Annotated in this window: 17 protein-coding genes; 14 read left to right on the forward strand and 3 right to left on the reverse strand. The window is 69.2% G+C overall.

All coding sequences use genetic code 11. The features are described from left to right. Window positions 1-30: 30 nt before the first annotated feature. From dapD to map, 3 genes are read right to left on the reverse strand one after another with little or no spacing between them, the layout of a single operon-like run. Complete coding sequence (gene dapD, locus ABB34_RS04320) at window positions 31-1,029, reverse strand: 2,3,4,5-tetrahydropyridine-2,6-dicarboxylate N-succinyltransferase (RefSeq protein ID WP_057640025.1); 999 nt, start codon at window positions 1,027-1,029, stop codon at window positions 31-33. Next, complete coding sequence (locus ABB34_RS04325) at window positions 1,029-3,677, reverse strand: [protein-PII] uridylyltransferase (RefSeq protein WP_057640026.1); 2,649 nt, start codon at window positions 3,675-3,677, stop codon at window positions 1,029-1,031. The genes dapD and ABB34_RS04325 overlap by 1 nt, the downstream gene beginning before the upstream one ends. Beyond that, window positions 3,674-4,465: a type I methionyl aminopeptidase gene (map, locus tag ABB34_RS04330; RefSeq protein WP_057640027.1), complete on the reverse strand. Its 792-nt coding sequence runs from the start codon at window positions 4,463-4,465 to the stop codon at window positions 3,674-3,676. The genes ABB34_RS04325 and map overlap by 4 nt, the downstream gene beginning before the upstream one ends. A 317-nt stretch (window positions 4,466-4,782) precedes the next feature. Between map and rpsB the strand changes: the two genes are divergently transcribed. The 14 genes from rpsB to lpxB all read left to right on the forward strand — a co-directional run. Beyond that, window positions 4,783-5,586 carry a 30S ribosomal protein S2 gene (gene rpsB, locus ABB34_RS04335; protein WP_057640028.1) on the forward strand — a complete coding sequence of 268 codons (804 nt, stop codon included), beginning with the start codon at window positions 4,783-4,785 and terminating at the stop codon, window positions 5,584-5,586. A gap of 129 nt (window positions 5,587-5,715) precedes the next feature. Then, a complete protein-coding gene (gene tsf, locus ABB34_RS04340; protein WP_057640029.1) occupies window positions 5,716-6,597 on the forward strand; it encodes a translation elongation factor Ts in 882 nt (293 codons plus the stop codon). Window positions 6,598-6,757: 160 nt separating this feature from the next. Beyond that, on the forward strand, window positions 6,758-8,263 hold the full coding sequence (locus ABB34_RS04345) for a GGDEF domain-containing protein (RefSeq protein ID WP_057640030.1): 1,506 nt from the start codon (window positions 6,758-6,760) through the stop codon (window positions 8,261-8,263). A gap of 109 nt (window positions 8,264-8,372) precedes the next feature. Continuing rightward, complete coding sequence (gene pyrH / locus ABB34_RS04350) at window positions 8,373-9,101, forward strand: UMP kinase (protein ID WP_057640031.1); 729 nt, start codon at window positions 8,373-8,375, stop codon at window positions 9,099-9,101. 153 nt (window positions 9,102-9,254) lie between these two features. Continuing rightward, complete coding sequence (gene frr / locus ABB34_RS04355; protein WP_057640032.1) at window positions 9,255-9,812, forward strand: ribosome recycling factor; 558 nt, start codon at window positions 9,255-9,257, stop codon at window positions 9,810-9,812. Window positions 9,813-9,827: 15 nt separating this feature from the next. Continuing rightward, window positions 9,828-10,589: a polyprenyl diphosphate synthase gene (gene uppS / locus ABB34_RS04360; RefSeq protein ID WP_057640033.1), complete on the forward strand. Its 762-nt coding sequence runs from the start codon at window positions 9,828-9,830 to the stop codon at window positions 10,587-10,589. Further along, a complete protein-coding gene (locus ABB34_RS04365) occupies window positions 10,586-11,410 on the forward strand; it encodes a phosphatidate cytidylyltransferase (protein WP_057640034.1) in 825 nt (274 codons plus the stop codon). Before uppS ends, ABB34_RS04365 begins: the two co-directional genes overlap by 4 nt. Window position 11,411: 1 nt before the next feature. After that, window positions 11,412-12,608: a 1-deoxy-D-xylulose-5-phosphate reductoisomerase gene (locus ABB34_RS04370; RefSeq protein ID WP_057640035.1), complete on the forward strand. Its 1,197-nt coding sequence runs from the start codon at window positions 11,412-11,414 to the stop codon at window positions 12,606-12,608. Between the two features lie 26 nt (window positions 12,609-12,634). Next, window positions 12,635-13,984 carry an RIP metalloprotease RseP gene (rseP, locus tag ABB34_RS04375; protein ID WP_057640036.1) on the forward strand — a complete coding sequence of 450 codons (1,350 nt, stop codon included), beginning with the start codon at window positions 12,635-12,637 and terminating at the stop codon, window positions 13,982-13,984. Between the two features lie 71 nt (window positions 13,985-14,055). Continuing rightward, window positions 14,056-16,521 (forward strand): outer membrane protein assembly factor BamA, encoded by a 2,466-nt coding sequence (gene bamA, locus ABB34_RS04380; RefSeq protein ID WP_057640037.1) that lies wholly within the window; start codon window positions 14,056-14,058, stop codon window positions 16,519-16,521. Window positions 16,522-16,780: 259 nt separating this feature from the next. Continuing rightward, the gene (lpxD, locus tag ABB34_RS04385) at window positions 16,781-17,803 is read left to right on the forward strand and encodes a UDP-3-O-(3-hydroxymyristoyl)glucosamine N-acyltransferase (RefSeq protein WP_057640038.1); all 1,023 of its coding nucleotides are present in this window, start codon (window positions 16,781-16,783) and stop codon (window positions 17,801-17,803) included. After that, window positions 17,800-18,258 carry a 3-hydroxyacyl-ACP dehydratase FabZ gene (gene fabZ / locus ABB34_RS04390; RefSeq protein WP_057640039.1) on the forward strand — a complete coding sequence of 153 codons (459 nt, stop codon included), beginning with the start codon at window positions 17,800-17,802 and terminating at the stop codon, window positions 18,256-18,258. Before lpxD ends, fabZ begins: the two co-directional genes overlap by 4 nt. Before the next feature lie 19 nt (window positions 18,259-18,277). Beyond that, window positions 18,278-19,069 carry an acyl-ACP--UDP-N-acetylglucosamine O-acyltransferase gene (gene lpxA / locus ABB34_RS04395; protein ID WP_057640040.1) on the forward strand — a complete coding sequence of 264 codons (792 nt, stop codon included), beginning with the start codon at window positions 18,278-18,280 and terminating at the stop codon, window positions 19,067-19,069. Between the two features lie 53 nt (window positions 19,070-19,122). After that, window positions 19,123-20,339: lipid-A-disaccharide synthase (gene lpxB / locus ABB34_RS04400; RefSeq protein ID WP_057640041.1), on the forward strand; the 1,217-nt coding region annotated here is incomplete at its 3' end.

Here is a 20,339-nt window from a genome sequence, read left to right on the forward strand (position 1 = left end):
TCTCCCCGGTTGGATGTGGTGGAACCTGCCTCAGTCTGCCAGCCCGCGCAGCAGGTCGTTGACGCTGGTCTTGCCGCGGGTGCGCGCATCGACCTGCTTGACGATCACCGCACAATACAGCGAATGGGTGCCGTCCTTGCTCGGCAGCGAGCCGGACACCACCACGCTGTACGGCGGGATGTAGCCATACGTCACCTCGCCGGTGGCGCGGTTGTAGATGCGGGTGCTCTGGCTGAGGAACACGCCCATGCCGATCACGCTGTGGTGGCCGACGATGACGCCTTCGACCACTTCCGAGCGCGCGCCGATGAAGCAATGGTCCTCGATGATGGTCGGGCTGGCCTGCAACGGCTCCAGCACGCCGCCAATGCCGGCGCCGCCGGACAGGTGGCAGTGCTTGCCGACCTGCGCGCACGAACCCACCGTGGCCCAGGTATCGACCATCGTGCCCTCGCCCACGTGCGCGCCGATGTTGGTGAAGCTCGGCATCAGCACCACGTCCTTGCCGAAGTGCGTGCCGCGGCGGGCGATGGCACCGGGCACCACGCGCACGCCGCTCTGGCGGAAGCGGGTTTCGTCGTAGCCGGCGAAGCGCGATTCCACCTTGTCCCAGAACGGCGCCGGGCGCGCGTCCACCACCGCCATGTCGTTGACGCGGAAATACAGCAACACCGCCTTCTTCAGCCATTCGTTGACCTTCCAGCCGCCGTTGCCGTCCGGCTCGGCGACGCGGAATTCGCCGCTTTCCAGGCCGTCGATGGCGCGGTTGACCAGCAGCCGGGTGGAGCCTTCGATCTCGTCCACGGTCAGCATGGCGCGGCGCTCGAACGCGCTCTCGATGCCGAACTGCAGCTCGGCCACGCCCGCAGCCGGCGGCTTGCGCAGGCTGCGCGGGCCAACCGCCACCGGCTTCTTCGGCTTGCCGGCGGCGGCGGATTTCTTCGCTGCGGCGGCCGGCTTGGCGACCTTCTTTACAGCAGGCTTGGGAGTGGCGGCCTTGGTTGCGGCCTTCTTCGGCTTGGTTGCCATCAGCGGGGGTCTCCTGGCGTTTTCTCGGGCTCCAGGCAAGCCAGCAATGCGATGCGCAAGGCCTGCCGGGAGGATTCGGTAAGCGGTTGGTCGTGGCGGTCGGTGAGCCGGAACTGGTCCTCGGCGCGCTCGCCGAACGTGGCGATGCGCGCATCCTGCACGCGCAGGCGCTGGTCGCGCAGCACGTGGGCGACGTCGGCCAGCAGGCCGGGGCGGTCCGGCGCGACCAGGTTCAGCACGGTGCGGCCGTGGTCGGCGCCGTCGATGAACTCGATGCGCGGCGCGAAGCGGAAGTGCTTGAGCTGCCGCGGCATCACCCGCCGCGCCGGCCGCAGGATCTGGATGTTGCCGGCCAGCGCCTTGCGCAGCAGCGCTTCCAGCCGCGCGGCGTCGCCATCGGCGAAGCTGCCGGCCGGGGTCACCTCGAAGGTGTCGAAGATGGTGGCGTCTGGGCCGTCGAGCACCCGCGCGCGGTGAATGCCGTAGCCGGCGCGGTCCAGGGTCATCACGATCGCCGCGAACAGGCCGTCGCGGTCGGGCGAATGCACGAACACTTCCAGCGCATCGCTCTCCGGCGCGATCCGCCGCACCTTGGCCAGCGTACCGCCCTTGCGCACGTCCATCAGCGAGGAGGCCTGCCACACCAGCTGCTCGGGGCGGAAACGCACGAAGCTCTCGTCGGGCATCGCCGCGAACTGGCGCTCGATAACCCCGTCGTCATGGCCGAGCAGACGCATCTGCATGCGCACGTTGTCGCGCGCCTCCTGCACCCGCTCGGCCTCCGGCAGCGCGAACTCGGCCCCCTCCTGCAGCGCGCGGCGGGTGGCGAAGTACAGGTCGGCCAGCAGCCGGTCCTTCCACGCGTTCCACAGCTTCGGGCTGGTGCCGGCGATGTCGGCGCAGGTCAACAGGTACAGGTAGTCGAGGCGCTCGCGCGTGCCCACCAGCGCGGCGAAGCGCTGGATCACCTCCGGGTCGGTGATGTCCTGCTTCTGCGCGGTCACCGACATGCGCAGGTGCTGCTCCACCAGCCATGCCACCAGCGTGGTGTCGGCCGTGCTCAGCCCGTGCGCGCTGCAGAATTCACGGGCATCCACCGCGCCGAGCTCGGAATGGTCGCCGCCGCGGCCCTTGGCGATGTCGTGGAACAGCCCGGCCAGCAGCAGCAGTTCCGGCTTGCGCAGCCGCGGCCATACTTCATGGGCAATGGAGAAGCGCTCGTCGGCGCGCGCACTGGCGAAGATGCCGATGTTCCGCAGCACCATCAGCGTGTGCTGGTCCACGGTGTAGACATGGAACAGGTCGAACTGCATGCGCCCGGACACCTGCGCGAACGCCGGGATCCACTGCCCCAGCACGCCCAACCGCGCCATGCGCGCCAGCGTGTCCACCGCTCGCGGGCCGCGCAGCAGGGCGATGAACTGCCCGCGCACCGCCTCACCCACCTCGGTATAGGCGGGAATCTCGTCCAGCATCTCGGCCAGGCCGCGCGCGGTCAGCGAATGCAGGCCGCGCACCTCCGGCGTGCGCGCCCAGCAGGCGAACAGCGCGAACAGGCGGCGGACGTCGCCATGCGGCCACAACGGGTCGTCGGCGGACAGGTAGCCACGGCGCAGCGAGAAACCGTCGCCGACCGGCTCGGGCACCGCCTCGCCGTCGAACTGCTCCTCGAAGCGCTGCAACAGGCGGTCGCTGATGCGGCGGATCACCGCGGCGCTGCGGTAGAAGCCCTGCATCATCTTTTCCACGCCCAGGCTTTCGGCGTCGTCGGCGTAGCCCATGCGCTCGGCCAGCGCCTTCTGGTAGTCGAAGCGCAGGCGTTCCTCGGCGCGCTGCGCGACCAGGTGCAGGCCGAAGCGCAGCCGTGCCAGCACCAGCCGCTCGCGCTTGAGCGCGGCCGCCTCGTCCAGGCCGAGGTGGCCCAGCCCGGCCAGCGCGTCGATGTTGCCGACACCAAAGGTGCGCAGCGCCATCCAGCCCAGCGTGTTGAGGTCGCGCAGGCCGCCGGGGCCGTCCTTGATGTCCGGCTCCAGGTTGTCGGCGGTGTCGCCGAAGCGCTGGTGGCGTTGCAGCAGTTCCTCGCGCTTGGCGAGGAAGTAGTCGCGCGCCGGCCAGATCAGCGTCGGCGACACCGCCCGCGCCAGCCCCTGCACCGCGGCCTCGTCGGCGCACAGCGGCCGCGCCTCGATCAGCGCGGTCAGCACGGTCTGGTCGGCGGCGGCCTGCGCGCACTGCGCGGCCGAGCGCACCGCATGGCTGGCCGGCAGGCCGGCATCCCACAGCAGTGCGAACAGGCGCGCCAGCGCAGGTTCGTGCGCCTGCTGCACCGCCGGTTCGCCCAGCACCAGCAGGTCGATGTCCGAGCGCGGGAACAGCTCGCCGCGACCATAGCCGCCCACCGCGAACAGGGCCAGGCCGGCATCGGCCGGCAGGCAGCGTTGCCATGCCTGGCCGATCAGTTGATCGGCGCAGCGCGCGCGCAGCGCCAGCAGGCGCTCGATGTTGTCGCCCTGCTCGAAGCGCCGGCACAGCCGCGCATCGGCATGGGCCAGTTCCTGCCGCGCCTGCGCGGCCCACCCGGCATCGGCCGCGGGATCGGCCGGCGTGTCCGCTTCGTGCTCGAACGGGCCCGCCGGCAGTCGCGTCATGCCTGCGCGGAACGTGCTTGTTCGGCTTCGGCCGGCGACAGCGTCAGCACTTCCACGCCGTCCTCGGTCACCGCGATCATGTGCTCCCACTGCGCCGAGAGCTTGCGGTCCTTGGTGACCACGGTCCAGCCGTCGGGCAGCACCTTGGTGTGGCGGGTGCCTTCGTTGATCATCGGCTCGATGGTGAAGGTCATGCCCGGCTTCAGCACCAGGCCCTGCCCCGGGCGGCCGTAATGCAGCACCTGCGGCTCGTCGTGGTAGACCTTGCCGATGCCGTGGCCGCAGTACTCGCGCACCACGCTGAAACGCTCGGATTCGGCGTATTCCTGGATCGCGTGGCCGACGTCGCCCAGCGTCGCGCCCGGCTTGACCGCGCGGATGCCGCGCCACATCGCTTCCCTGGTGGTTTCCACCAGGCGCCTGGCCATCACCGACGGCGTGCCGACGTAGTACATGCGGCTGGTGTCGCCGTGCCAGCCGTCCTTGATGACGGTCACGTCGATGTTGACGATGTCGCCGTCCTTGAGCACCTTGGCCTCGCTGGGGATGCCGTGGCAGATGACGTTGTTGACCGAGGTGCACACGGTCTTGGGGAAGCCGCGATAACCGACGTTGGCCGGGATCGCGCCCTGCACGTTGACGATGTGGTCGTGGCAGATGCGGTCCAGTTCCTCGGTGGTGACACCGGGGCGGACATGTTCGCCGACGAGGTCCAGCACCTCCGCGGCCAGGCGGCCGGCGATGCGCATCTTGGCGATTTCTTCGGGGGTTTTCAGGTTCACGCTCATGCCCGCCATTATCACCCAAGTGGCCCGGCCCCGGCACGGCGGCCGGCCCTGTCCCGGCCATCGCGACCGGTCGATTTGCGCGCAGCCCCGGCCCCGCCTATAATCCCGCGGCTTCGCAGCCGGTCCTTGCGGCCTGCGCGTACCGCCCACGCCGGGCGTCACCGGTGAATCCACACCCTTCGCCCCCATCCGTGCCGGGGTGCCTCGCTTGCGGGGTTCGGCCACGGAGGCGTCGGGGAAGCCCAACCCCGGAACCCACCGCTTCAGTGCGGACCGCCCAATTCCACGGCGGCCGGTTCCCTGTCAGGAGTCCTGCAATGCCCCAGATCACCATGCGCCAGATGCTGGAAGCCGGCGTCCACTTCGGCCACCAGACCCGCTACTGGAACCCCAAGATGGCGCCGTACATCTTCGGCGCCCGCGGCAAGATCCACATCATCAACCTGGAAAAGACCGTCCCGCTGTTCAACGACGCGATGAACTTCATCTCGTCCGTTGCCCAGAAGCGCGGCACAATCCTGTTCCTGGGCACCAAGCGCAGCGCGCGCGAGTCCATCAAGGAAGAAGCCGAGCGTTGCGGCATGCCGTTCATGAACCAGCGTTGGCTGGGCGGCACCCTGACCAACTTCGCCACGGTGAAGAAGTCGGTGGCGCGCCTGAAGGAACTGGAAGCCGGCGAGACCGACGGCACCTTCGACAAGCTGGTCAAGCACGAAGTGCTGGGCCTGCGCCGCGAGCGCGACAAGCTGGAAGCCTCGCTGGGCGGCATCAAGGACATGAACCGCCTGCCGGACGCGATCTTCGTCATCGACATCGGCCATGAAGACATCGCCATCAAGGAAGCCCGCAAGCTCGGCATCCCGGTGATCGCCGTGGTCGACACCAACTACAACCCGGACCTGGTGGACTACGCCATCCCGGGCAACGACGACGCCATCCGCGCCGTGCAGCTGTACGCCCGCGCCGCCGCCGACGCCGTGCTGGAAGGCAAGGCCGCCGCGCCGAACGCCGCCTCGGTGCGCGAGGAAGAGTTCGCCGAAGGCGCCGCCGAGGAAGCCAAGCCGGCCCGCCGCGCTCCGGCCAAGAAGGGCGCCAGGAAGGGCGACGAGGCTTCGGCCTGACCCACCCGGGCGGGCGCCGCAGCGCGCCCGCCGTCCCTGCAGCCGCGCCCGACGGCGCCTGACAGGGCCACGTAACAACGGCCGGCAACCATTGCCGGCCTGCCCCTTTCTATAGTCGAGGTAATCCCAATGGCTGAAATCACCGCCTCCCTGGTCAAGGAACTGCGCGAGCGCACCGGCGCCGGCATGATGGAGTGCAAGAAGGCACTGACCGAAAGCAACGGCGACATCGACGCGGCGGCCGAGGCCCTGCGCAAGTCCGGCGCCGCCAAGGCCGACAAGAAGGCCGACCGCGTCACCGCCGAAGGCCGTGTCGGCGTCGCCGGCAACGGCGGCAAGGCCGTGCTGGTCGAGGTCAACTCGGAAACCGACTTCGTCGCCAACGACGTCAACTTCAAGGCGTTCGTCGACGCCGTCGCCGCCGCCGCGCTGGCTTCCGGCGCCGCCGACGTCGAGGCCCTGAAGTCGGCCAAGCTGCCGTCCGGCGAGACCGTCGAGGAAACCCGCGCCACCGCGATCCAGAAGCTGGGCGAGAACATCCAGATCCGCCGCCTGGTCAGGATCGACGGCGGCAACACCGTCGGCACCTACGTGCACAGCAACGGCAAGATCGGCGTGCTGGTGGAACTGGCCGGCGGCAACGCCGAGCTGGCTTCGGGCCTGGCCATGCACATCGCCGCGATGAACCCGCCGCACAACAAGGCCGCCGACGTCCCGGCCGACTTCGTCGCCAAGGAAAAGGAAATCGAGCTGGCCAAGATGAGCGAGAAGGACAAGGCCAAGCCGGCCGAAATCCTCGAGAAGATCATCAGCGGCAAGATCAACAAGATCATCAACGAGGTGACCCTGTACGGCCAGAACTACGTGCTGGACAGCGACAAGTCGGTCGAGGCGGTGGTCAAGGCCGCCGGCGGCGACGTCGTCGGCTTCCAGCGCCTGGTGGTCGGCGAAGGCATCGAGAAGGTGGTCGAGGACTACGCCGCCGAAGTCGCCAAGGCCATGCAGGTCTGATCCGTCCGCCGACGGATGCAAAACGGAAAGCCGCGGGCAACCGCGGCTTTTTCATGGCCAACCGCAAGACATCCGCTTGCGTACGGTAGCGGGCCGGCCTGCAGCCCCACTCCCGTCCCCCGCCCTGTATTCTTGCAGCACTGTCGTCCTCCACCCCGTCATGTCCCCCGAGCTGAATACCGCCCTGTCGCTCTGCCGCAACCTGCCCTCGCCGGCAGGCATCGCCGTTCGCATCATCGAACTGGCGCAGGACCCGGAAACCGACATCGCCACCGCGGCGGACGTCATCTCGATGGACATGGCGCTGAGCGCGCGGATGATGCGCATCGCCAATTCGCCGCTGTACGCCAGCCGCCGCCGCATCGACAACCTGGGCCAGGCGCTGACCATGCTCGGCCTGCACGCCACCTTGCAGCTGGCGCTCGGGTTCTCGCTGGCGAACATGCTGGACGGGGACGGCCAGGACCGGAAGCAGCTGGAGCGCCTCTGGCGCCGCGGCGCCCTGTGCGCGCTGGCCGCGCGCTACCTCGGCCTGGGCTGTGGCGTGCGCCGGGTCGAGGAGGTGATGCTGGCCGGGCTGCTGCAGGACATCGGCATCCTGGCCCTGCTGCAGGCGCGCCCGGACGCCTACCCGGCCCTGCTCGACGCCGCGACCGACAACGACGACCTGCTGGCGCGCGAACGGGCGCTGCTGGAATGCAGCCATGCCGACGTCGGCGCCCACCTGTGCGAGCAATGGCACCTGCCGCGCTACCTGGCCAACGCCATCGGCGTCAGCGAGCCACCGGGCGAACCGACCGACCTGTTCCAGCGCTGCGTGGCCCTGTCCGGCCGTGTGGCCGAAATCTGGCTGGCCGAAGACGCCGATGCCGCCCGCAACGCCGCCCTGCAGCAGATCCACCGCGAGCTGGGCATGGACAGCCAGGGCTTCGAGCTGATGCTGCAACGCATCGACCAGGCATTGCCGGACCTGTGCGCCCTGCTGGACGTGGCCGTGCCCAGCTCGGCGCGCGTGCGCCAGCTGCTCGACCACGCCAGCGAGCTGAAGGAACTGCGCAACCTGCGCGAGCTGCAGGACATGGCCACCGCGCGCCAGCGCGCCGAGGCCTTCGAATCCCAGGCCCGGCAGCTGTCCGAGCAGGCGCACCTGGACGGCCTGACCGGGGTGCTCAACCGGCGCCAGCTGGAAACCGTGCTGCAGCAGGAGTTCTCCCGTGCCCTGCAGCGCGACCGGCCGCTGTCGCTGGCGTTCATCGACCTTGACGACTTCAAGAAGATCAACGACACCCACGGCCACCTGATCGGCGACCAGGTGCTCAAGTCCTTCGCCGGCCACCTGCAGGAACAGCTGCGCGGCACCGACACCGTGGCCCGCTTCGGTGGCGAGGAATTCGTGGTGCTGTTCCCCGACACCGACGAACTGGAAGCGCTGATGGTGGTGCGGCGTGCGCTGAACACCATCGGCAGCACGCCGATGGCCCACGTCCACGGCAGCGCGCTGCACGTCACTTTTTCCGCAGGCGTGGCCACCCACGGCGGCTACGAGCGCTTCGCCAACGTGCAGGACCTGCTCAAGGCCGCCGACGACGTGCTCTACCGGTCCAAGAGCCTCGGCCGCAACCGGGTCAACGCGCGCGCGCCCGAGCCGCTGCCGGCTTCGGCCTGAACCGGGGATGGCCGCGGCGGGAAAACTTTGCCGCGACGCAACAAGAACGCTGCCCGGCCACTGGCCCATCCGGTAGAATCGCCGCGTTTTCCAGCCACCCGAGGTCGCCATGTCCCAGCTTGCCCACCACCGCATCCTTCTGAAACTTTCCGGGGAGGCGCTGATGGGAGACGAGGACTACGGCATCGACCCGAAGGTCATCAACCGCCTGGCCGCCGAGGTGATGGAGGCGCAGCAGGCGGGCGCGGAGATCGCGCTGGTGATCGGCGGCGGCAACATCTTCCGCGGCGCCGGCCTGGCCGCCGCCGGCATGGACCGGGTCACCGGCGACCACATGGGCATGCTGGCCACGGTGATCAACGCGCTGGCGATGCAGGATGCGCTGGAAAAGCTCGGCGGCAAGGCGCGGGTGATGAGCGCGATCAAGATCAACGACGTGTGCGAGGACTACATCCGCCGCCGCGCCATCCGTCACCTGGAAAAGGGCCGGCTGGTGATCTTCGCCGCCGGCGTCGGCAGCCCGTTCTTCACCACCGACTCGGGCGCTGCGCTGCGCGCCATCGAGATCGGCGCCGACCTGCTGCTCAAGGCCACCAAGGTCGACGGCGTGTACGACAAGGATCCGAACAAGCACGCCGACGCGGTCCGCTACGAAACCCTGACCTACGACCAGGTCATCAACCAGGGGCTGGAAGTGATGGACACCGCGGCTTTCGCGCTGGCGCGCGACAGCGACCTGCCACTGCGCGTGTTCGACATGGGCCAGCCGGGCGAGCTGCTGAAGATCCTTCGCGGCGAGAACATCGGCACTCTGGTCAAGGGCCGCGACGCGCATTGAGCGCGCAGGTCGGGGCCACGTCCCCGACGCCCTGCACATCCGGCATCAGGCGTCGGGGATGTAACCCCGACCTACGATCTGCCGCCGACATGCCGGCCGGCGAGGCTGTTCGCCTATAATCGGCCGATTCCAGCACCATCCAGGATTCCGGCGATGATCAACGACATCAAAACCAATGCGCAGGCGCGCATGGCCAAGAGCATCGATGCTCTGCGCCACACCCTCACCAGCATCCGCACCGGTCGCGCTTCGCCGGCTCTGCTGGACGGCATCAAGGTCAAGGCCTACGGCACCGACACACCGCTGAACCAGGTGGCCAGCATCAGCGTGTCCGAGGGTCGCTCGCTGGTCATCACCCTGTTCGACAAGAACATGATCAAGGAGGTGGAAAAAGCCATCTACGCCTCCGATATCGGCATCACCCCGACCACGATGGGCACGGTGATCCGCCTGAACCTGCCGCCGTTGACCGAGGAGCGCCGCAAGGAACTGGCCAAGTCGGTGGGCAAGGAAGGCGAGGAAAGCAAGGTCGCCATCCGCAACATCCGCCGCGACGCCAACCAGGAAGTGGCCAGGCTGCTCAAGGACAAGAGCATCTCCGAGGACGAGGACCGCCGCGCGCAGGAAGAAATCCAGAAGCTGACCGACAAGGCGATCAAGGACGTCGACGACGTGGTCAAGCTGAAGGAACAGGAACTGATGGCGGTCTGACGGGTGCCATCCGCCATGCCCGGCGACATGCCCGCACCGTACCTGCCGCGGCACGTTGCCATCATCATGGACGGCAATGGCCGCTGGGCGCAGCAGCGGCGGCGGCCGCGCATGATCGGCCACCGCGCCGGCGCGCGCGCGGTCAACCGCAGCATCGACTTCTGCCTCGAACGCGGCATCGCCGCGCTCACGCTGTTCGCGTTCTCCAGCGAGAATTGGGGCCGGCCGCAGGAGGAAGTGGACGCGCTGATGAAGCTGTTCCTCGGCGCGCTGGACCGCGAGGTCGACGAACTCGACCGCCGCGGCGTGCGCGTGCGCTTCATCGGCGAGCGCTCGCGCTTCGCCGCCGGCATCGCCCAGCGCATGGAAAATGCCGAACGGCGCACCGCCGGCAACGCCGCGATGGCCCTGAACATCGCCGCCAGCTACGGCGGCCGCCAGGACATCGCCCACGCCGCGCGGCAACTGGCCGAACAGGTGGCCGCCGGCACCCTTGCGCCGGAGCAGGTCGACGAACAGGCGCTGTCGCGCCATGTCGCGCTGGCCGATCTGCCGGCTCCCGATCTTTTCATCCGCACCGGTGGCGACACCCGCATCAGCAACTTCCTGCTGTGGCAGCTGGCCTACACCGAGCTGTGGTTCACCGACGTGCTGTGGCCGGATGTCGATGCCGGCCTGCTGCAACAGGCGCTGGACGACTACGCGCGGCGCGAGCGCCGCTTCGGCCTGACCAGTGCGCAGGTGGCCACCGCGCCCACGGAGAGCAACTCCCAATGACCAAGACCCGCGTCATCGCCGCACTGATCATGGCCCCGGTGGCCATCTGCGCGATCCTGCTGCTGCCCACCCAATGGCTGGCCGCCGCCGCCGCGCTGGTGTTCCTCACCGGCCTGTGGGAGTGGCTCAAACTCACCGGCGTGGACGGCCTGCCGCGCACCGTGCTGCTGGTGCTGAACCTGCTGCTGATGGTGCTGATCGTCTGGGCCTCCCCTGCCGACAACCCGGTGCTGTTCCAGCTGGCGACGCTGATCGGCGCCGGCTTCTGGCTGCTGGCGCTGCTGTGGCTGCGCTGCTACGGCTTCGGCGCGCACGAGGAAAGCGCCGCGCGCATGCTCAAGCTGGCCGCCGGCACCCTGGCCATCGTCCCGGCATGGGCGGCGCTGGTGCTGGTCCACCACGGCGAACCCAACGGCCACCGCTGGCTGCTGACCGCGCTGGCCATCGTCTGGGCGGCCGATTCGGGCGCCTATTTCGCCGGCCGCGCCTTCGGCAGGCGCAAGCTGGCCCCGCGCATCAGCCCCAACAAGACCGTCGAGGGCCTGCTCGGCGGGCTGGCGGCCGGGCTGGTCGTCGCGCTCGGCTTCGGCTGGCTGGCCGGCGTCGCCGCCGCCGACATCGGCTGGCTGCTGCTGGTGGCCGCGCTGGCGGTGCTGGCCTCGGTGCTGGGCGACCTGTTCGAAAGCCTGCTCAAGCGCCATGCCGGCGCCAAGGACTCGGGCAGCGTGATCCCCGGCCATGGCGGCGTGCTCGACCGCATCGACGGCGTGCTGGCGGCGTTGCCGGTGTTCGCGCTGGGCAAGGAAATCTTCGGTTTCTGACATGAACACCGCGCAGGACATCCGCCGGGTCGCCGTGCTCGGCGCCACCGGCTCCATCGGCGCCTCGGCGCTGGACGTGATCGCCCGCCACCCGCAGCAATTGCAGGCCTGCGTGCTGGCCGCCGGCAGCAACGTCGACGCCCTGCTCGACCTGTGCCGCATTCACCGCCCCGCGCATGCCGTCATCGCCGACCCGGCGCTGTTCACGCGCCTGCGCGACGGCCTGCGCGAGGCCGGGCTGGGCACCGAGGCCCATGCCGGTGCCAACGCCCTCGACACGCTGGCCGCCGGCGATGCCTGCGACACCGTGGTGGCCGCCATCGTCGGCGCCGCCGGGCTGTCCTCCACGCTCGCCGCCGCCCGCGCCGGCAAGCGCCTGCTGCTGGCCAACAAGGAATCGCTGGTGCTGGCCGGCGAACTGCTGACCCGCGAGGCGGCGGCCGCCGGCGCCGAGATCATCCCGATCGACAGCGAGCACAACGCCATCTTCCAGTGCCTGCGCTCGCGCGATGCCCGTGTCGAAGCCGGCGTGCGCCGCATCATCCTGACCGCCTCCGGCGGCCCGTTCCGCGGCCGCAGCCGCGCCGAGCTGGAAACGGTGACGCCGGCGCAGGCGGTGGCGCACCCGAAGTGGTCGATGGGGCCGAAGATCTCGGTCGATTCGGCCACGCTGATGAACAAGGGGCTGGAGGTCATCGAGGCCCACCACCTGTTCGGCGTGCCCGGCGCGCGCATCGACGTGCTGGTACACCCGCAGAGCCTGGTGCACTCGCTGGTCGAGTTCATCGATGGTTCCACCCTGGCCCAGCTCGGCCTGCCGGACATGCGCACCACTCTGGCGGTCGGCCTGGGCTGGCCGCGACGCATCGAATCGGGCGTGGCCGGGCTGGACCTGCTGCGCCAGGGCCGGCTCGATTTCGAGGCCCCCGACCTGGACGCCTTCCCCTGCCTGCGCCTGGCCTGGCAGGCGATGGAGGCCGGTGGCAGTGCCCCGGCGATCCTGAACGCCGCCAACGAAGTGGCCGTTTCAGCCTTTCTTCAGGGCCGCACAGGCTTCCTGTCGATCCCTGCGCTGGTGGAACACGCCCTGTCCACGCTGCCCCACGCCGCGGCCGATACACTGGACACCCTGCTGGCCGCCGACGCCCGCGCCCGCCAGATCACCGAAACCGCCATCGCCCGCCTGCCGCATGCCTGATCCCGACTTCCAACCGAGCCGCCTGCATGGCTGATTTCATCGGGTCCGTGTGGTGGATGATCGTCAGCCTCGGGGTGCTGGTGACCTTCCACGAGTTCGGCCACTACTGGGTGGCCCGGCGCTGCGGCGTGAAGGTGCTGCGTTTCTCGGTCGGCTTCGGCAAGCCGCTGTGGAGCCGCCGCGGACGCAACGGCACTGAATTCGCCGTCGCCGCCCTCCCGCTGGGCGGTTACGTGAAGATGCTCGACGAGCGCGAGGCCGAAGTGCCCGCCGGCGAGCGCATGGCCGCCTTCAACAACAAGAACGTGTGGCAGCGCCTGGCCATCGTCGCCGCCGGCCCCGCCGCCAACCTGCTGCTGTGCATCGCCCTGCTGTGGGCAATGTTCGTGGTCGGCAACCGCGACTACTCGGCCACCGTCGGCCAAGCCGGCGGCATGGCCGCCAGCGCCGGCTTCGCCAGCGGCGACCGCATCCTCGACGTGGACGGCCGCGCCGTCGCCACCTGGGCCGAGGCCGGCATGGCGCTGACCACCGCGGCGATGGACCGCAGCGACGCCCGGGTGCGGGTGCGCGACCGCCAGGACAACGAGCGTACCCGGGTGCTGCCGCTGTCCACCCTGCCGGCCGGTTTCGATGAACACGGCGTGGCGGCGCAGGCCGGGCTGGCATGGCAGTTCCAGATCCAGCCGGCGCGGCTGGACTCGGTGCTGGAAGGCTCGGCCGCCAGCGGCGTGCTGCAGCCGGGCGACCTGATCCTGGCCATCGACGGCCAGGCCGTGGCGAGCGCCGGGCAGGTGGCCCCGCTGGTGCAGCAACTGGGCCGGCGCGGCGGCCCGGGCATGATCGAGGTCGAGCGCAGCGGCCAGCGCCTGGCGCTGGAAGTCACCCCGCGCCAGGCCAGCGACGGCAAGGGCCCGTGGCTGCTCGGCACCGGCTTCGCCAGCGGCCGCCCGGCCTACGACGCCCTGCGCCAGTACGGGCCGCTGGCGGCGCTGCCGGCCGCCCTGCGCGAGACCGGCAAACTCGCCGGGGATTCGCTGGGCATGATGCGGCGCATGCTCACCGGGCATGCCTCGGTCAAGAACATTTCCGGCCCGATCACCATCGCCCGCGTCGCCAACGCCTCGGCCGAACGCGGCGTGGACTGGTTCCTGTATTTCCTGGCGCTGCTGTCGCTGAGCCTGTGCATCATCAACCTGCTGCCCATCCCCGTCTTGGATGGGGGCCACCTGCTGTATTACCTTATCGAGTTGGTCAAGGGCAGCCCCTTGAGCGAACGGGTCATGGCCGCCGGGCAGTACGTCGGCCTGGCGCTGCTGGCCGGGCTGATGGGGCTGGCGTTCTACAACGACATCCTCGGCCTGGTCCTGCGATGAACTTTCTTCCACTGTCGTCGTCATACGCCGGCACCCACGCAACAATGAAATCGACTCCCTCCGGACGTGACATGACGCGACTTTTCCATCGCCGCCCGCTTGCCCTCGCCCTTGCCGCGGGCATGGCCCTGCCCGCGCTTGCACAGGCTGCCGAACCCTTCACCGCCAGCGACATCCGCGTCGACGGCCTGCAGCGCATCGCCTCCGGCACGGTGTTCACCTACCTGCCGGTGGAGCGCGGCGACACGGTCGACGACGCCAAGGTCGGCGACACCATCCGCGCCCTGTACAGGACCGGCTTCTTCGAGGACGTGCAGCTGGACCGCCAGGGCGACATCCTGGTGGTGACGGTCAAGGAACGCCCGGCGATCAACAAGCTCACCGTCACCGGCAACAAGGACATCAAGAGCGAGCAGCTGCTCAAGGGGCTCTCCGACATCGGCCTGAGCGAGGGCGGCACCTTCGACCGCCTGAGCCTGGACCGGGTGACCCAGGAGCTGCGCCGCCAGTACAACGACCGCGGCAAGTACAACGTCGAGATCACCCCGACGGTGAGCCCGCTGGACCGCAACCGCGTCGACGTGGCCATCGCGGTCAAGGAAGGCAAGGCGGCCAAGATCCGTCACGTCAACCTGATCGGCCCGGAGAAGTTCGAGACCGCCGACATCCTCGACACCTGGGAATCGAAGGAGCACAACTGGGCCTCGTGGTACCGCCGCGACGACCAGTACTCCAAGGAAAAGCTGTCCGGCGACCTGGAGAAGCTCAACTCCTGGTACCTGGACCGCGGCTACGTGGACTTCAGCATCGATTCCACCCAGGTCTCGATCAGCCCCGACAAGCGCGACATGTTCATCACCGCCGGGGTGACCGAGGGCGAGCAGTACAAGATCTCCGAGATCAAGGTCACCGGCGAGACCATCCTGCCGCAGGAGGACGTCGAGCGCATGGTGTTCCAGAAGGCCGGCGACACCTTCTCGCGCGCATTGCTGGAATTCAGCGCCGACGGCATCACCAACAGCCTGTCCAACATCGGCTACGCCTTCGCCAAGGTCAACCCGATCCCGACCAGCAACCGCGCCGAGCGCACGGTGGAAGTGAACATGCAGGTGGTGCCGGGCCCGCGCGTGTCCGTGCGCCGCATCGTGTTCAAGGGCAACAGCCGTACCGCCGATGAAGTGCTGCGCCGCGAGATGCGCCAGTTCGAGAACGCCTGGTACTCGCAGGCGGCGATCGACCGCTCCAAGATCCGCCTGCAGCGGCTGGGCTACTTCGAGTCGGTGGACGTGGAAACCACCCCGGTCACCGGCAGCAACGACCAGGTGGACGTGGTCTACAACGTCAAGGAAACCACCTCCGGCAGCTTCGTGTTCGGCCTGGGCTACTCGCAGTCCTACGGCATGACCACCTCGGTGCAGCTGTCGCAGAACAACTTCCTCGGCGGCGGCAACCGGGTGTCGGTCGAGGCCTCGCGCAGCAGCTACCTGCAGCGCTACGGCTTCTCGTACATGAACCCGTACTTCACCGACGACGGCGTGTCGCTGGGCTACAACCTGTCCTGGCGCGAGCTGGACTACTCGGACTTCAACACCGCCCAGTACAACAGCACCAACGGCGCGGCGCAGGCGGTCTTCGGCATACCGATCACCGAGAACGACAGCTTCTCGCTGATGTTCGGCATCGACAGCAACCAGATCACCACCTACAGCGGCTATACCCCGCAGTCGATCATCGACTACATCGACGCGATGGGCACGCGCACCTTCCATTCCTGGCGCACCGAACTGGGTTGGGCCCGCGACACCCGCAACGACTACTTCATGCCGACCCGCGGCACCTACCAGCGCCTGGGTCTGGAGGTCACGCTGCCGGGCTCGACCGCCGAGTACTACAAGCTCAACTACCAGTACTCCAGGTATTGGCCGATCATCCCGTCGCTGGTCATCAATACCCGCATCGAGCTCGGCTACGGCGACTCCTACGGCAGCGACACCGTGCGCGACATCTGCTGGAACGACATCCCCGCCGTTCCCGGCACCCCGGCCGACGGCGACACCCCGGCGGTCCCGGGCCGGCCAGCCACCACCGAAGTGGTGGACTGCGCCACCAACCCCACCGCCAACCACCGCCAGGTCAAGGCATCGGGGCTGCCGTTCTTCGAGAACTTCTATGCCGGCGGCACCAACTCGGTGCGCGGCTTCCGCGACAACACCCTGGGCCCGCGCTCGGAGATCATCGGCGGCTACTACCGTGGCCAGCCGCTGGGCGGCTCGGTGAAGACGGTCGGATCGATCGAAGCCTATTTCCCGAAGCTGTTCGACAGCCCCTCGGCACGCGTGTCGGCGTTCGTCGACTTCGGCAACGTCTACAGCAGCACCGACGACTTCGACGCGGGCGAACTGCGCGCCTCGGCCGGCGTCGCCCTGCTGTGGCGCGCGCCGGTCGGCCCGATCTCGATCAGCTACGCTTTCCCGTTCAAGAAGAAGGAAGGCGACGAGCTGGAGCGCCTGCAGTTCACCTTCGGCGGGCAGTTCTAGGAACTGCCCGCCGCACCCGGGGCTGTGCCCCGGGTACCCATCGTTCCGCCATGGCGGAACGATGGGTCGCGCTCTGGCCTTCCGATTCCCCCCGCCTTCGGCGCGCCCCCTTTGCCAAAGGGGGCTCTCCTCCAGAACGCCCCCGCATGCTTCATGCCCGCCCTCCGGCGCCCACAGCATGCGCACCCGCCATGCCCTGCGCGCATGTCTTCCGCTCCGGCCGCATGACCGCGCCACTTCCAGACGCTAAACTCCCGGCGTGAATACTCCGACCCATACCGCTCAGGAACTGGCCGACCGCTTCGGTCTGCAGGTCCACGGCGACCCGTCCGTGGCCATCCACGGCGTGGCCACGCTGGCCCATGCCGGCCCGGGCCAGCTGACCTTCCTCGCCAATCCACGCTATCGCGCGCAACTGGCCGACAGCCACGCCTCCATCGTGGTGCTGCGCGCCGAGGACGCCGAGGCCGCACCCGGCACCGCACTGGTGGCGAAGGATCCGTACACCGCCTTCGCCAGGATCGGCGCGCTGTTCGAGTCGGTGCCGCTGCGCGAACCGGGCATCCATCCGAGTGCCGTGATCGATCCCTCGGCGCAGGTCGCCGCCAGCGCCCACATCGGCCCGTTCGTGAGCATCGGCGCGCGCAGCGTGGTCGGCGAGAACTGCATCGTCGGCGCCGGCAGCAGCATCGGCGAGGACTGCACGCTGGACGCCAGCTGCGAACTGATCGCCCGCGTCACCTTGGTCACCCGGGTGAAGCTGGGCAAGCGCGTGCGCATCCACCCCGGCGCGGTGCTCGGCGCCGACGGCTTCGGCCTGGCGATGGACGGCGGCCACTGGATCAAGGTGCCGCAGTTGGGCGGCGTGCGCATCGGCGACGATTGCGAGATCGGCGCCAACACCTGCGTGGACCGCGGCGCGCTGGAAGACACCGTGCTGGAAGAGGACGTGCGCCTGGACAACCTGGTGCAGATCGCCCACAACGTCCACATCGGCGCGCACTCGGCCATCGCCGGCAGCACCGGCATCGCCGGCAGCGCGAAGATCGGCCGCTACTGCCTGCTGGGCGGCGCGGTCGGCGTGGTCGGCCACCTGGAGATCTGCGACCGCGTGGTCGTCACCGGCCGCTCGGTGGTGCGCAACTCGATTACCGAGCCGGGCGAATACTCGTCCGGTACCCCGTTGACCGACAACCGCACGTGGCGCAAGAACGCCGCGCGCTTCAAGCAGCTGGACACCCTGGCCCGCCGGGTTCTGGCCGTGAGCAAGGAGAAGGAATGAACTCGCCCCTGTCGCTGCCCATCGACGTCACCACCATCCGCACGCTGATCCCGCACCGTTACCCGTTCCTGCTCGTGGACAAGGTGGTCGCGCTCGACACGGAAGCCAAGACCATCGTCGCGCACAAGAACGTCACCATCAACGAGCCGTTCTTCCAGGGCCATTTCCCGACCCAGCCGATCATGCCGGGCGTGCTGATCATCGAGGCGCTGGCGCAGGCCGGCGGCGTGCTGACCCAGCTCACGCTGGGCCGCGATGCGCAGTCCAAGCTGTTCTACCTGGTCAAGGTGGACAACGTGCGCTTCATGAAGCAGGTGGTGCCCGGCGACGTGCTGGAGCTGCACGTGCAGGTCAAGCGCGTGATCCGCAACATGGCCGTCTACTACGGCGAGGCCAAGGTGGACGGCGAAGTGGTGGCGCACGCCGAAGTGCTGTGTGCCGGCACCCGCGAATGACGCCCACCGGAGCCCGCGCATGAGCGACAGCGCCCCCCTGATCCATCCCACCGCGGTCATCGACCCCGCCGCGAGGCTGGCCGACGACGTGCGCGTGGGGGCGTTCAGCCTGATCGGCGCTGGCGTCGAGATCGGCGCCGGCAGCGTGGTCGGCCCGCATTGCAGCATCCACGGCCCGACCCGCATCGGCCGCGACAACCGCTTCGTCGGCCATGCCGCGATCGGCGGCGAGCCGCAGGACAAGAAGTACGCCGGTGAACGCACCGAACTGGTGATCGGCGATGGCAACGTGATCCGCGAGTTCGTCACCATCAACCGCGGCACCGGCGGCGGCGGCGGCATCACCACCATCGGCAACGACAACTGGCTGCTGGCCTATACCCACGTGGCGCACGATTGCCATGTCGGGAACCACTGCGTGTTCTCCAACAACACCACCCTGGCCGGCCACGTCAGCGTCGGCGACTGGGTCATCATCAGCGGCTTCGCCGGCGCCCACCAGTTCTGCCGCATCGGTGACCATGCCTTCCTCGGCATGGGCGCGCTGGTCACCGGCGACATCCCGCCGTTCACGATGGTCGGCATCGACGGCCACGGCCGCCCGCGCGGCATCAACGCCGAAGGCCTCAAGCGTCGCGGCTTCGATGCCGAACGCATCAGCGCGATCAAGCGCGCCTACCGCACCCTGTACGTGGCCGGCGTACCGCTGGCCGAGGCCAAGCAGCAACTGGCCGAACAGGCGCAACACAGCGACGACGTGCGGCAGCTGCTGGATTTCATCGAACACGGCGACCGCCCGTTGCAGCGATGAATGCCGGGAGCAACAGCGGGAACGGGGAACGGGGAACGGGGAATGAAGGCGCCATGCCCATCAAACCCTCAGCTTCCTCCACTCCCCATTCCCCAGCACCCGCTCCCCGCGCCCCGCGCGTGGTGCTCTGCGCCGGGGAGACCTCCGGCGACGGCCTCGGTGCCGGCCTGATCATCGAGCTGCGCCGGCGTTTTCCCGATGCCGAGTTCGCCGGCATCGGCGGCGACGCGATGCGCAACGCCGGCTGCCAGACCTGGTTCGACGCCAGCGAGCTGGCGCTGATGGGCTTGGCCGAGGTCCTGCGCCACTTGCCGCGCCTGCTGAAGCTGCGCAGGGCCTTCCGCCAGCGCGTGCTGGATTGGCAGCCGGACGTGTTCATCGGCATCGACGCACCCGACTTCAACCTCGGCGTCGAGCAATGGCTCAAGCAGCGCGGCGTGCGCACCGTGCACTACGTCAGCCCCTCGGTATGGGCGTGGCGCGAGAAGCGCGCCGAGAAGATCGGGGCCAGCGCCGACAGGGTGCTGTGCCTGTTCCCGATGGAGCCGCCGATCTATGCCCGCCACGGCATCGACGCACGCTTCGTCGGCCACCCGATGGCCGACGCGATCCCGCTGGAAAGCGAGCGCATCGAGGCCCGTGCCGCGCTCGGCCTGCCGGGCACCGCGCCGGTGCTGGCGGTATTGCCCGGCAGCCGGCTGGGCGAGGTCGGCCGGCTGGGGCCGGCGTTCTTCGAGGCGGCATGGCAGGCCTGCGAGCGCATGCCGGACCTGCACATCGTGGTGCCGGCGGCCAACGCGAAGTGCCGGCAGCTGATCGACCAGCAGATCGCAGCCTCGGCACTGCCCGGTGCGCGCCTGCGCGTGCTTGACGGCCGCGCGCGCGAGGCGATGGTGGCCGCCGACGTGGTGCTGCTGGCCTCGGGCACCGCGACGCTGGAAACCATGCTGGTCAAGCGGCCGATGGTGGTCGGCTACCGCGTGTCCGCCCTCACCGCGCGCATCGTCAGGCTGCTGGGGCTGATCAAGGTCGACCGCTATGCCCTGCCCAACGTGCTGGCCGGCCGCGACCTGGCGCCGGAGCTGATCCAGCAGGACTGCACGCCCGACCGCCTCGCCGCCGCCGTGCTGCAGTGGTTCGAGCACCCCGACTGCGTGGCCGGCCTGCAGGACGACTACCGCCGCCTGCACCTGGAGCTGCGCCAGGACGCCTCCGCCCGCGCCGCCGATGCGGTGGCGGAATTGCTGGAAGGCGGGGAACGGGGAACAGG

This window comes from Stenotrophomonas daejeonensis, assembly GCF_001431505.1.
GTDB lineage: Bacteria > Pseudomonadota > Gammaproteobacteria > Xanthomonadales > Xanthomonadaceae > Stenotrophomonas > Stenotrophomonas daejeonensis.